General features: G+C 68.1%; 12 protein-coding genes. 5 read left to right on the forward strand and 7 right to left on the reverse strand.

Going from position 1 to position 11,961, the window contains the following annotated elements:
- Positions 1-204 precede the first annotated feature (204 nt).
- From QMA07_RS16055 to QMA07_RS16075, 5 genes are read right to left on the reverse strand one after another with little or no spacing between them, the layout of a single operon-like run.
- Positions 205-981 (reverse strand): DeoR/GlpR family DNA-binding transcription regulator, encoded by a 777-nt coding sequence (locus QMA07_RS16055; protein ID WP_290163727.1) that lies wholly within the window; start codon positions 979-981, stop codon positions 205-207.
- A 28-nt stretch (positions 982-1,009) separates the two neighbouring features.
- Entirely contained in the window at positions 1,010-1,888 is an 879-nt protein-coding gene (locus QMA07_RS16060) for a class II fructose-bisphosphate aldolase (RefSeq protein ID WP_290163729.1), read from the reverse strand.
- Positions 1,885-2,826 carry a 1-phosphofructokinase family hexose kinase gene (locus QMA07_RS16065; protein ID WP_290163731.1) on the reverse strand — a complete coding sequence of 314 codons (942 nt, stop codon included), beginning with the start codon at positions 2,824-2,826 and terminating at the stop codon, positions 1,885-1,887. Before QMA07_RS16065 ends, QMA07_RS16060 begins: the two co-directional genes overlap by 4 nt.
- On the reverse strand, positions 2,823-3,815 hold the full coding sequence (locus tag QMA07_RS16070; RefSeq protein ID WP_290163733.1) for an ROK family protein: 993 nt from the start codon (positions 3,813-3,815) through the stop codon (positions 2,823-2,825). The genes QMA07_RS16065 and QMA07_RS16070 overlap by 4 nt, the downstream gene beginning before the upstream one ends.
- 24 nt (positions 3,816-3,839) lie before the next feature.
- Positions 3,840-4,736 (reverse strand): sugar isomerase, encoded by an 897-nt coding sequence (locus QMA07_RS16075; RefSeq protein WP_290163735.1) that lies wholly within the window; start codon positions 4,734-4,736, stop codon positions 3,840-3,842.
- A gap of 290 nt (positions 4,737-5,026) precedes the next feature.
- Here QMA07_RS16075 and QMA07_RS16080 point away from each other — a divergent pair, with 290 nt between their 5' ends.
- From QMA07_RS16080 to QMA07_RS16095, 4 genes are all read left to right on the forward strand, one after another.
- A complete protein-coding gene (locus tag QMA07_RS16080) occupies positions 5,027-6,271 on the forward strand; it encodes an extracellular solute-binding protein (protein ID WP_290163737.1) in 1,245 nt (414 codons plus the stop codon).
- 50 nt (positions 6,272-6,321) lie between these two features.
- The gene (locus QMA07_RS16085; RefSeq protein ID WP_290163738.1) at positions 6,322-7,296 is read left to right on the forward strand and encodes a sugar ABC transporter permease; all 975 of its coding nucleotides are present in this window, start codon (positions 6,322-6,324) and stop codon (positions 7,294-7,296) included.
- Positions 7,297-7,298: 2 nt separating this feature from the next.
- The gene (locus QMA07_RS16090; protein ID WP_290163740.1) at positions 7,299-8,219 is read left to right on the forward strand and encodes a carbohydrate ABC transporter permease; all 921 of its coding nucleotides are present in this window, start codon (positions 7,299-7,301) and stop codon (positions 8,217-8,219) included.
- A 302-nt stretch (positions 8,220-8,521) separates the two neighbouring features.
- On the forward strand, positions 8,522-8,929 hold the full coding sequence (locus QMA07_RS16095; RefSeq protein WP_290163742.1) for a hypothetical protein: 408 nt from the start codon (positions 8,522-8,524) through the stop codon (positions 8,927-8,929).
- A 46-nt stretch (positions 8,930-8,975) separates the two neighbouring features.
- Here QMA07_RS16095 and QMA07_RS16100 read toward each other — a convergent pair whose 3' ends face one another.
- Positions 8,976-10,142 (reverse strand): ROK family protein, encoded by a 1,167-nt coding sequence (locus tag QMA07_RS16100; RefSeq protein WP_290163744.1) that lies wholly within the window; start codon positions 10,140-10,142, stop codon positions 8,976-8,978.
- Positions 10,143-10,280: 138 nt separating this feature from the next.
- Positions 10,281-10,580 (reverse strand): chorismate mutase, encoded by a 300-nt coding sequence (locus tag QMA07_RS16105; RefSeq protein WP_042541193.1) that lies wholly within the window; start codon positions 10,578-10,580, stop codon positions 10,281-10,283.
- A 94-nt stretch (positions 10,581-10,674) separates the two neighbouring features.
- On the opposite strand from QMA07_RS16105, the gene QMA07_RS16110 reads away from it, so the two are divergent.
- Positions 10,675-11,955 (forward strand): AI-2E family transporter, encoded by a 1,281-nt coding sequence (locus QMA07_RS16110; RefSeq protein ID WP_290163747.1) that lies wholly within the window; start codon positions 10,675-10,677, stop codon positions 11,953-11,955.
- Positions 11,956-11,961 lie beyond the last annotated feature (6 nt).

Genomic DNA, 11,961 nt, shown 5'->3' on the forward strand with positions numbered 1-11,961 from the left:
ATCAGAACATCGATACCCCGCTCCTTATCTCCAGAAGGTGCCGGCGAAGGGCTTCGGAGACGAAGCGCGAGGGAGGCGCAGTCGAATTGGGGAAACCCTCGTGCACTGGGGAGTGTGAGGGAACGACAGGACACCATCTACTCCGGGGGTGCCGCGAGCAGGGTCGCGGCACCCCCACCAGGAGTCCGCAGCGCGACACGCAGGTCAGGCGGTCAGAACCTCGTAGCCCGCGTCGCGGAACGCGGCGAGCGCCGCGGCATCCGCCCCGCCGTCGGTCAGCAGCAGGGGGAACAGCTCCGGGCCGCCGACGGCCGCGAACGCCACCGTGCCGATCTTGCTGCTGTCGGTGACGACCACGGCACGGCGGGCTCGCTCAGCCATCATGCGGTTCACCGCGGCTTCGCGTTCGTCCTGCGTGGTGGCACCGGCTGCGGCGTCCATGCCGTTGACTCCGATGAAGGCGATGTCGAGCCGTACACCCCTCAGCAGCTGCTCGACGAACGGGCCCACCAGCTCGTAGCTGCGCGAGTGGATCACCCCGCCGGTCACGACGACCTTGATGTCGGGTCGGGTCGCGAGCTGCGCCGCGATGTTGACGGCGTTGGTGACGACCGTGATGCCCGTCCCTGCGGCGAGATCGTCGCGGGCGGCGAGCGCTGCGGCGATGGCCGTGGTCGTGGTCCCGCCAGACAACCCGACGACCATGCCCGGCGCGACGAGCGCGGCGGCAGCCAGGGCGATGCTCTCCTTCTCGTGCGAGCGCTGGTGGCTCTTGTAGCGGATCGGCAGCTCGTAGGCGACCGAGTGCGCGACGGCCCCTCCGTGCGTGCGGGTGAGCAGACGCTGCTCGGCGAGTGAGTCGAGATCGCGACGGGTGGTGGCAGCCGAGGCGCCGAAGCGCTCGACGAGCTCGTCGACGTTCACCTCGCCGTCCGCGGCCAGGAGGTCGAGGATCGCGTTCAGACGGGCGGCGCGCTTCATGTCACCATCCTGCCCGTGCTCACGCTGGTCACCCCGCAACTCCGGCGGGTTCGAGGGCGAAGAGGCGCAGCATCCGTGCGGCTTCGCCGGCGAGCGCATCGCGCGCGGGGGTGAGGTACTTGCGCGAGTCGACGAGCCTCTCATCGGTGTCGAGCGTCGAGCGGATCGCCCGGGTGAAGAAGCCGTTGAGGTGCGTCGAGACGTTGATCTTGGTCATTCCCGCGCGCACGGCGTCGGCGATCACGGCATCCGCGACTCCCGACGATCCGTGCAGCACGAGCGGCACGGCCCGCTCGTCACGACCGCTGCGCTCAAGCGCCTCGCGCAGTCGGGCGATCAGCTCGAGGTCGAGGGATGCCGTCCGGTCGGTCATCGCGTGCGATGACCCCACGGCCACGGCGAGCGCATCGACGCCGGTCGCTGCGACGAATGCGCGCGCCTCGTCGGGGTCGGTGCGCACGCCGGGTGCATGGGCGCCGTCTTTGCCGCCGACCTCGCCCAGCTCGCCCTCGATGTAGACGCCTGCCGCATGAGCCCGCTCGGCGACGGCAGCCGTGATCGCCACGTTCTCGTCATAGGGCAGCGCACCGCCGTCGAACATGACCGAGCCGAATCCGAGGGCGATGGCCTCGTCGACGAGCTCGGGGCGCTCGGCGTGGTCGAGGTGCACGGCGACCGGCGTCGCTGCCCGACGGGCGACCGCGAGGGTCGCCAGGGCGATCGGCTCCAGACCCCCGTGATAGTCGGCGCAGTTCTGCGAGATCTGCAGGATCACCGGCAGGCGCGCTGCCTCGGAGGCGCGCACGAGCCCCTCGGCGGTCTCGAGGTGGATCACGTTGAATGCGCCGATGCCGGTGCCGCGTGCTGCGGCATCGGTCACCAGTTCGCGGGCGGAGACCAGGGTCACAGAGGGTCCTCTCGAACGATGGGGTCGTAGGGGGCGACGAGCAGACGCTGTTCGAGCGCCTCCCACTCGTCGGAGATCTCGCCGGCGAGCGGCATCAGCACGGCGCTCGCCGACCAGGCGGTCGCGCGTCGCAGGATGATTGCGGGGTCGCGGATGCCGTCGGCATAGAGCACCGCGCAGGCGGCCACTCCGGCGTCACCGGCTCCGGTCGGGTTGCCGGCGAGCGGAGCATCGAGACGGGCGTGCAGCACCTCGGATGCCGTGACCGCCAGCATGCCCTCGGCGCCGAGCGACAGCAGCACGAGGTCGACGCCGCGCTCGATCAGCGAGCGGGCGCCCGCGACCGGATCGGTGATGCCGGTCGCCTCGACCAGTTCGGCGGCGTTGGGTTTGAGGACGGATGCTCCGGCATCCGCCGCGCGCAGCATCGCGGGACCGGACGTGTCGACGATCACCGGCACGCCCGCGTCTCTCGCCGTGCCGATCAGCAGGGGCAGCAGCGTCTCGGGTGCCCCGGGTGGAAGACTGCCCGAGATCACCAGGACCTGCGCGCCGGGCAGAGCGTCGACCACCTCGCCGAGCAGCGCGGCCCACTCGGGATCGGTCGGGTTCACACCTCGCTCGTTGACGACCGTGGTGTCTCCGAGCGCCTCGTCGACCAGGGCGATGCTCTGCCGAGTCGCTCCCACCACAGGGACCAACCGGTGCGGCACCCCGCTGGCACCGAGCTCGGCGGCGAGCTCGACGCCGCTGCGACCGCCGGCGGTCGAGACCGCGAGCACCGAAGCGCCCTGAGCGTGGGCGACCCTGGCGACGTTGAGCCCCTTGCCGCCGGCACGCACGGCGCCGGCATCCGCCCTGTGCGTCTCGCCGAGAGTGAGTCGGTCGACGTGCCAGGTGAGGTCGAGTGCGGGATTCGGGGTGACGGTGAGGATCATGCGAGCTCCCTCGCGCGCAGTGCCGCGCCCAGGATGCCGGCGTTGCCCGAGAGCTCGGCGGGCACGAGCTCAGGAATCCGATGGAAGCTGAGCCGCTCGGCCAGTCGGGCTCGCAGCTCGTCGAAGAGTGCGCCACCGGCGCGGGAGAGCCCGCCGCCGATCACGATCGCTTCGGGTGCGACGACCGCCGTCAGCTGCGCGAGCGACAGGGTGAGGGCGTCGAGCGCCGAGTTCCAGATCTCCGAGGCGATCCGGTCGCCGGCAGCGGCCCGGGCGATCACGTCTTTGGCGCCGTCGGGGGTGATGCCGGTCGCCTCTCGATAGCGGCGCGCGATGGCACCGGCCGACGCGACCACCTCGAGGCAGCCCCGCGCACCGCACGCGCACACGGGGCCGTCGGCGATCGGCGAATGACCGATCTCACCCGCGTAACCGCCCGCCGTGTACGGCTCCCCGCCCACGAGAAGCGCGCCGGCGATGCCGGTGCCGATCACGAGCACGACCGAGTTCGAGTACGTACGAGCCCCGCCCAGGCGGTGCTCGGCCCAGCTCGCCGCGCGAACGTCGTGGTCGAACGCCACAGGCAGGCCGAGCTTCGCCGATGCGAGGTCGCGCAGCGGCGAGTCGTGCCAGCCGAGGTTGCTCGCGAAGACGCCGAGTCCGGCATCCGCGTCGACGATCCCCGGCACCACGAGCCCCGCCGCCTGCGGAACGACGTCGGGGTGGTCCGCCCGCAGCTCGGCGGCGAGCACTCCGAGCCGTTCGATCAGCACCTCGGTGCGATCTCCGTCGGCCACCGGCGTCGGTGTACGACGCAGGCCGAGTGCCGTGCCGTCGGCGTCGAACAGCGCCGACTTGATGTCGGTGCCGCCGACGTCGAAGGCCAGCACCGGAGCGCCGCTGCCCAGTGGACGCGCGGAGGCGAGCTTCTCACCCGATGCGTCGCTCACGACATCGGCGATGCTCGCGGCATCCTCAGGGCTGGTCATCGAACTCTCCGCGGGTGGATCGGGTCATGCATCCAGGATGACGGATCGCGTGAGGTTGCGCGGCTGATCGGGGTCGAGACCCTTGGCGACCGCGCGATCAAGGGCGACGCGGTGCAGACGCACGAGATCGGCGAGCGGGTCGACCGGATGCTGCACGAAGCGCGCTCCCGTGGCCTCGACCTGCGCGGCCAATCCTTCCGGTGCCTGGCCGAACTGCCAGGTCACGCGGCCCGGCGCCGCGATCGCGATCGGACCGTGACGGTACTCCATCGACGGGTACGACTCGGTCCACGACTGCGACGACTCGCGCATCTTCAGAGCGGCCTCGTGCGCGAGACCGACGGTCCAGCCACGACCGAGGAACGAGTACTGCTCGGCATCGCGCAGCTCGTCGTCGTAGTCCGCGGCGAGCACGGCGGCGGCATCCTCGATCGCGCCCGTGAGATCTTCGCCGAGCGAGGCGCGGAACAGTGCCAGCGCGGTGGTCGCGAAGCGCGTCTGCACGACCGACTTCTCATCGGCGAAGGGCAGCAGCACAGCGTCGTCGACGAGCGAGACCAGCGGCGATTTCTCGTCACCGATCACGCCGATCGTGGGCACGCGGCCCTTGATGCGCTCGACCAGCTCGAGCACCTCCGTCGTGGTGCCCGAGCGCGTCAGCGCGACGACCGCGTCATAGCCGCGGTCGACGAACGACTCGGATGCCGCGAAGGCGTCTGTCTCGCCCTGCCCCGCGGTCTCGCGCAGGAACGCATAGGACTGCGCCATGAACCACGACGTGCCGCATCCGACGACCGCGACACGGGCTCCGGATGCCGGCAGCAGCGCCTGAGCATCCCGGAGATCGGCGGCGCGGGCCCAGGTCTCGGGCTGCGAGTTCAGTTCTTCGCGCATGTGTGCGCCGGGCAGAAGTTCGGTCATGTTGGGCCCTCCGGACCAGATGTTGCAAGTTTGTGATTGTTTAGAGGTTGATTCGATCATAGTATTTCGACACGAGGAAATCATGCAAGGTTCCTCTTGATTTGTTTATTCTCCTGACAAATAATCGAACAAGTTCCACCGCCCCTCTGCAGATCCGGTCCACGGAGGGTTCCTCGAGCCGACCCGGCTTGAACCGATCGCCCAGCCACCGGCGAAGGCGATCACACGCACCGTCGCGTGAGTTGTGCTTGCGACTGTGCACCACCTACACAGTGAGGAATGCAATACACATGAAGAAGTCACTGCGATTCGGTGCCGTCGCCCTGGCGGCGACCGCCACGCTCACGCTCGCTTCGTGCGGGTTCGGCGGCTCGACAGGAGGCGGCGGAGACGCCGAGGGCGAGACGACGCTCAACCTTCTGGTGCCCAGCTACTCCGACGCCACCAAGGGTCTGTGGGAAGACGTGATCGACGGGTTCGAGAGCGAGAACCCCGACATCACGGTCGACCTCGAGGTGCAGTCGTGGGACAACCTCGAGAAGGTCGTCTCCACCAAGATCCAGGCCGGTGAGGCCCCCGACATCTACAACGGCGGACCGTTCGCCGGATTCGTCGGCGACGAGCTGCTCTACCCGGTCGAGGACGTGGTCTCGGAGGAGACCTACTCAGACTTCCAGGACGCGTTCCTCGCGAACGCCGAGGTCGACGGCACCGCCTACGCCCTGCCGCTGATCGCATCGGCCCGTGCCCTGTTCGTCAACAACGCGCTCCTCGAGCAGGCCGGCGTCGAAGCGCCGACCGACTGGGATGAGCTGCTGGATGCCGCGACCAAGGTGTCGGCGCTCGGTGGCGGCGTGGCCGGCTACGGCATGCCGCTCGGGTCTGAAGAGGCTCAGGCCGAGGCGGCCGTGTGGCTGTGGGGCGGCGGCGGCTCATTCGGCGATGCCTCCGAGATCACGATCGACACCCCCGAGAACCTCGCGGGTGCCGAGCAGATCAAGAAGATGATCGACGCCGGCGCCACGCAGGCCGACCCCGGCTCGACGCAGCGCTCGCCCCTGATGGACATCTTCATCCAGGGCAAGATCGGCATGCAGGTCGGCCTGCCGCCGACGGTGGGTCAGATCGAAGAGGGCAACCCCGAGCTCGACTACTCGATCGTCCCGATCCCGACCGAAGACGGCTCGCCGTTCACGCTCGGCGTCATGGACCAGCTGATGGCGTTCCAGAACGACGGTGACAAGCAGGAGGCGATCACCAAGTTCTTCGACTACTACTACTCGGCAGACGTCTACGTGCCGTGGGTACAGGCCGAGGGCTTCCTGCCCGTCACCAAGTCGGGCGCCGAGCAGCTCGCCGGCGAAGAGGCCCTCAAGCCCTTCCTCGACGTGCTGCCCGACGCGCAGTTCTACCCGTCGACGAACGCGAAGTGGTCGGCCGCAGACGGAGCCTTCAAGGCGCTGTTCGGCCAGCTGCAGTCGAAGCCGGCCCAGGACGTCCTGGCAGAGATCCAGGCACAGGTCGACGCGGGCTGAGGCCCGCTGACCCTGCCCACACCACGCGACGGAGAGGTTCGGGTATTCCCATGAGCCAGACGAAAGAATCCTCGAACCTCGCGGGGGCGGCCACCGGCCGCCCCCGCACCCCGGGGCGCCGACCAGGTGCCGCCCGCGGCAAGCCCGGCGGGAAGGACCTCCTCCAGGCGCTGCCCTGGATCGCTCCGGCACTGCTGCTCATCATCGGCGTGGTGCTGTTCCCCGCCGGAGTGATGTTCTTCAACTCGACCCGCGACATATCGCTCTCGGGCCTCGACAAGGGCTCGGTCGGCTTCGACAACTTCGTGACGGTGTTCACGTTCGCCGAGTTCTGGCCGATCATCTTCCGCACGATCATCTGGGTCGTCGCGGTCGTGACCTTCACGGTGCTGATCTCACTCGGCCTCGCCCAGATCCTCAACAAGGCGTTCCCGGGTCGGCAGATCGTGCGCATGGCGGTCATCGTGCCGTGGGCGGCATCCGTCGTGATGACGACGATGGTCTTCTACTACAGCCTCGAGCCGTACTTCGGCGTCTTCAACAAGTTCCTCTACGACATCGGGCTGTCCGATGACGCGGTCGGCTACGGCTGGACCAAGAACCCGGCCACCGCGTTCGCATGGTCGATCGTGATCGCGATCTTCGTGTCGCTGCCGTTCACGACCTACACGATCCTCGCCGGGCTGCAGACGGTTCCGTCCGACACCCTCGAGGCCGCGAAGATGGACGGCGCCGGGGCGACGCGCACCTACTGGACCATCGTGCTGCCGCAGCTGCGCAGCGCCCTCGCGGTCGCGGTGCTCATCAACATCATCAACGTCTTCAACTCGCTGCCGATCCTCAAGGTGATGACGGGGTCCATCCCCGGTTACGGCGCCGACACGATCATGACGATGATCTTCAAGTACATCGAGCTGCAGAAGAAGGTCGACGTCGCGAGCGCGCTCTCGGTCGTCGCCTTCCTCATCGTGATCGTGATCGTCGCGATCTACGTCAAGGCTGTCAAGCCCATGAAGGAGGTCTGATCATGACTCTGACCGAGACCGCCCTCGTCACCACCGCAGGCGACGACGCCGCCCCCCGCATCCCCGGGCGCAAGCGCAGGTACACCGAAGACCAGGTCACGCTGCCCCGCGTCATCCTGCGCATGGCCGCCGGCATCCTGGTGCTCGCGATCTTCGTGCTGCCGTACCTGATCATGTTCTTCGGCTCCGTGAAGACGAAGTCGCAGATCCGCTCGGTCGACCCGACCTACCTGCCGATCGAGTGGCACTGGGAGAACTACATCTCGATGTGGTCGACCCCCGAGACGCCGCTGCCCTACAACCTGATCTCGACGATCATCATCGCCGTGTTCGCGACGCTGCTCGTGCTCCTCGTGTCGCTGCCGGCCGCCTACTACACCGCCCGCTTCAAGTTCCCCGGGCGCATGGTGTTCCTGTTCCTGGTGATCGTGACGCAGATGCTGCAGCCGGCCGTGCTCACCTCGGGTCTGTTCCGCCAGTTCACGGTGCTCGGACTCAGCGACACGTGGGCCGCGATGATCTTCATCAACGCCGCGTTCAACCTGTCGTTCGCCGTGTGGATCATGCACTCGTTCTTCGCCGGCATCCCGAAGGAGATCGACGAGGCCGCCCAGATCGACGGCGCCGGACGCTCCACCGTGCTCTTCAAGATCAACCTGCCGCTGGTCTGGCCCGGCATCGTGACCGCGATCGTCTTCACCTTCGTCGCCTGCTGGAACGAGTTCGCCGCGTCTCTCGTCATCCTCTCCACCGACAAGAACCAGCCCCTGTCGGTCGCGCTCACCAAGTTCGTCGGCCAGTACGAGACCAGCTGGCAGTACGTGTTCGGCGTCTCGATCGTGGCGATCCTGCCGGTCGTCATCCTGTTCATGCTCATCGAGAAGCGCCTCGTCGGCGGCCTGACCGCCGGCAGCGTCAAGTAGAACCTGCTCGCGATCACCCGGACGCGAGACGAGATCTCGGCGCGCGGGCTGGGTGTACCAGCCCGCGTTCACAATTCAGCATGAGATCGATGGATCCGCGCGACCTCGGTCGCACACCGGCGTATCGACACCGTTCATGCTGAATTGTGAACGGCGGGGGCGCTGGTCCGCTCTTCAGGTGCTCGGAGCGGAGGAGCGCCGTCTAGTGTGGTGACGCAGGGGGGCAATATATGACATGGCAGGATGCGGGACGAGTTGATCGACGACCGTCAGGCGATGCACACCCGGGGTGGGGATGGGGCGTGGTGCTCGTTCCGGCAGCAGTCGGACTCGCGGCGCTCGGGCTGTTCTTCATCCGATCTCTCGACCCCGGGATGGGCACCCTGATCGGCGTCGCCCTCATCGCCTGGGCGGTGTCCCTCGCGATGCCGTTCTTCGTCATCGCCTGGTACGCGGCGCAAGCGGCTTGGAAGGCGCCTCGCGAGCAGCGCGGACAGGCGTTCGCTGCACCATCGCACGCGCTGCGACGCATCGGATTCGGCATGCGCTGGAGCTTCCGCGCGCGCGGCTCGCTCTTCAACCCGGCGTCGTACGACGGACCGGACCTCCCGATGCTCGTCACCGGCAAGATCGTCCATTACCTCGCAATCGCGATCCTGGTGATGGCCGGGCTGGTGGCCGCACTGGTCGGGATCGCTTCGCCGCGCTGAGCGGAGGCCTCGCGTCCGCAGCGGCCTCAGGAGAGAGCGCTGAAGTTCAGTCGCGAAGAGCGGATGCTGCGCGCAGCTGCGCCGGACTCCAGCGCACGCCCAGCGCGCTCGAGAGTGCCACCTGTGCGACACCCGTCGATATCGACGCGTCCGAGTCGGCGTATCGCACCGGCACGTTCGCGGTGCCGGTCGCTGTGTAGTCGACCTCTGCCTGAACGAGGGCCAGGAACCTGTCGCCCAGCGCCCGTGCCGGTCCGCCGATCACGACCTCGGCCGCGTCGAGCACCGCGGCGATGAGCTTGATGGTGCGGGCGAGCGCTCGTGCTCCCTCCGCCAGGTGCTCGTCGTCGGCAGACGCGGCGAGCGCCGTGATGGCCTCGTCGTCCATGGAGTCGTCGAAGTCGTCGCCGAGCATGGCCGTCATCGACGACGCCGACTCCAGGCAGCCCTGTCGTCCGCACCGGCACGTCCGCGCGTCATCGCCGAACTCCACCTGGACGTGACCGATCTCGCCCGCGCGATCGCGAGGGCCCGGAGCGAGCTCGCCGTCGAGAGTCACCGCCGCGCCGATGCCGGTGCCGATATGGATGAACAGCCGGTAGCCCGAGGGCTCGTCTTCTCTGGCAGCCTCGGCGATCGCCTCGGCATCCACGTCGTTGACAAGCAGCACGGGGATCCCGAGTACCGCTTCGAAGCGATCGGCGAGCGGAACATCCGTCCAGCCGAGCTGCACGCTCTCGAACACCCGGCGTCCGTCGGTCGTGCCCGGCAGCTGCACCCCGGCGATGAGCAGTCGACCGGAGTACTCGGCCGCGATGTCGACCACGGCGTCGTCGAGCGCCTGATCCCGCGACTCGTCGGAGAACGCGACGCTCCGGGTCTCGACCTCGGTGCCGTCGAGCGCGACCAGCGCGATGCGCGCATCGGTCGGTCGGATCACGAGCACGAGGATGACGTGATGTCCGGCCGCGATGCTCAGAGTCGTCGCTCTCTTGCCGCCTGTGCTCGCAGCCTGCTCGCCGTCGACGATCAGCTGCAGATCGATGAGCTCGGCCACCAGGGACGAGGCGGTCGCCGCCGTGAGACCGGTGGCGCGGGCGATCCCCGCCCTCGTCTCCGAGCCGGGGTTGCGGAACACGAGCTGCAGCGCCCGACGCAGGTTCGCGCGGCGCACCGAGGCCTGCGTATCGAGTGCGTCGTCGCCGTTCAGCATGGTGCCGGTCCCGGTGTCGGATTCGGTTGACAGGCCTGGTGGTTCTGCGTACCCTCGGTCATAGTTTATTCAATAAACTTAGTTCGGTCCCCGGGCGGGTGAGTGCTGCACACACTGTCACTCGCCCGGAAGGCCGGATCATCGCCCCTCGGCGGCTTCGGTGTGGTGGCGGATGACTTCAGCCACCACGAAGTTGAACCACTTCTCGGCGAACTCCGGGTCGAGGTGCGCGTCCTCGGCCAGTGCCTTCAGGCGCGCGACCTGCTGCTCCTCGCGCCCCGGATCGGATGCCGGCATCTCGTGCTCGGCTTTGAGCTGCCCGACCTGCTGCGTCGCGCGGAACCGCTCGGCGAGCATGAAGATGAGTGCGGCATCGATGTTGTCGATGCTCGAGCGCAGTCGGAGGAGTTCAGCCCGGGGGTCTTCGGCGGCGGTCATGCCCCCTACTCTACGGAAACACGGGGCTGGACGACCCTTCGTGACCATGCGGATGCTGCCGGGTCTGGCATCGATCGGACGCTATCGTGAGCACATGAGCCGAGAAGAGCATGAGTCGCCGTCGAGCGGGTCCGACGCCGCATCCGACCCGTCCGCGACGTCCGCGCACGAAGTCTCGACGGCCGACGCACCCGCTGACCCCTCTGCATCCGCGAGCTCTCCTGCCTCGACGGCCACCGTCGTCGCGACGACCTCCCCACGCGACCCGGCCACTCCGCCCGCCGCTCGTCACGGCGTCGTCGAGCCGATGACGCCGAGCCGCTCGTTCTGGACGCGCATCGACCGCCCCTTCGTGTTCGGGTTCCTGGTGACGCTCGGCGCCCTCGCCGCCATCGTGCTCGGCCTGGCAGTCGCGAACCTGTCGACCGTGCTCATCTACATCGCACTCGCCCTGTTCGCCGCCCTCGGCCTCGACCCCAGCGTGCGGTTCCTCGAACGTCGCGGGCTGTCGCGGGCCGTCTCGGTGGTCGTCGCGATCCTCGGGCTCATCGTCGTCGCGGGCCTCGTCGTGTGGATGGTGCTGCCGGTCGTGATCGATCAGATCGCGAGCTTCGTGCGATCCGTGCCGGGGATGATCCAGGAGTTCACTCGCAGCGACATCTATGCGGCGCTCGATGAGCAGTTCGGCGATCAGTTCCAGGACCTCGTCGCCGACGTGCAGTCGTTCCTCACGAACCCCGGCAATATCGCCGCGATCGGCGGCGGGGCCCTGAAGGTCGGCGCCTCGATCGCCAACGCCATCTCAGGCATCATCGTCGTCTTGGTGCTCACGCTGTACTTCGTCGCGACCCTGCCCTCGATCAAGGCGGGAATGCTCCGACTCGCTCCCGCTCGCGATCGCGCTCGTGCCGCCGACATCACCGACCAGATCACCGACTCTGTCGGTGCCTACGTCATGGGCATGGTCGTGCTCGCGTTCTGCAACGCCGTGCTCGCATTCCTGCTGTATCTGTTCCTCGGGTTGCCGTTCCCGCCGCTCATGGCGACCGTCGCATTCTGCATCACGCTGATCCCGCTCGTCGGATCGGTGATCTTCTGGATCATCGGCACGGGCCTCGCCCTGTTCACCAATCCGGTCGCGGCGCTGGTGTTCGCTCTCGTCTACCTCGTCTACATGCAGATCGAGGCGTACGTGATCACACCCCGCGTGATGAACCGCGCCGTCTCGGTGCCCGGAGCCCTCGTGGTGATCGGTGCACTCGCCGGCGGCACGCTGCTCGGGCTCCTCGGTGCGCTCGTCGCGGTGCCGGTCGCGGCATCCATCCTCATCATCATCAAACAGGTGCTGATCCCCCGACAGGATGCCCGGGTCTAGCCGCGC

The sequence above is a fragment of the Microbacterium sp. APC 3901 genome (genome assembly GCF_030407765.1).
GTDB lineage: Bacteria > Actinomycetota > Actinomycetes > Actinomycetales > Microbacteriaceae > Microbacterium.

Excerpts from the sequence above, each read along its gene's own strand:
- QMA07_RS16110 (WP_290163747.1), top strand. The coding sequence starts at position 10,675 with ATGAGCCGAGAAGAGCATGAGTCGCCGTCGAGCGGGTCCGACGCCGCA.
- QMA07_RS16080 (WP_290163737.1), top strand. The coding sequence starts at position 5,027 with ATGAAGAAGTCACTGCGATTCGGTGCCGTCGCCCTGGCGGCGACCGCC.
- QMA07_RS16085 (WP_290163738.1), top strand. The coding sequence starts at position 6,322 with ATGAGCCAGACGAAAGAATCCTCGAACCTCGCGGGGGCGGCCACCGGC.
- QMA07_RS16070 (WP_290163733.1), bottom strand. The coding sequence starts at position 3,815 with ATGACCAGCCCTGAGGATGCCGCGAGCATCGCCGATGTCGTGAGCGAC.
- QMA07_RS16065 (WP_290163731.1), bottom strand. The coding sequence starts at position 2,826 with ATGATCCTCACCGTCACCCCGAATCCCGCACTCGACCTCACCTGGCAC.
- QMA07_RS16100 (WP_290163744.1), bottom strand. The coding sequence starts at position 10,142 with ATGCTGAACGGCGACGACGCACTCGATACGCAGGCCTCGGTGCGCCGC.
- QMA07_RS16055 (WP_290163727.1), bottom strand. The coding sequence starts at position 981 with ATGAAGCGCGCCGCCCGTCTGAACGCGATCCTCGACCTCCTGGCCGCG.
- QMA07_RS16075 (WP_290163735.1), bottom strand. The coding sequence starts at position 4,736 with ATGACCGAACTTCTGCCCGGCGCACACATGCGCGAAGAACTGAACTCG.
- QMA07_RS16105 (WP_042541193.1), bottom strand. The coding sequence starts at position 10,580 with ATGACCGCCGCCGAAGACCCCCGGGCTGAACTCCTCCGACTGCGCTCG.
- QMA07_RS16090 (WP_290163740.1), top strand. The coding sequence starts at position 7,299 with ATGACTCTGACCGAGACCGCCCTCGTCACCACCGCAGGCGACGACGCC.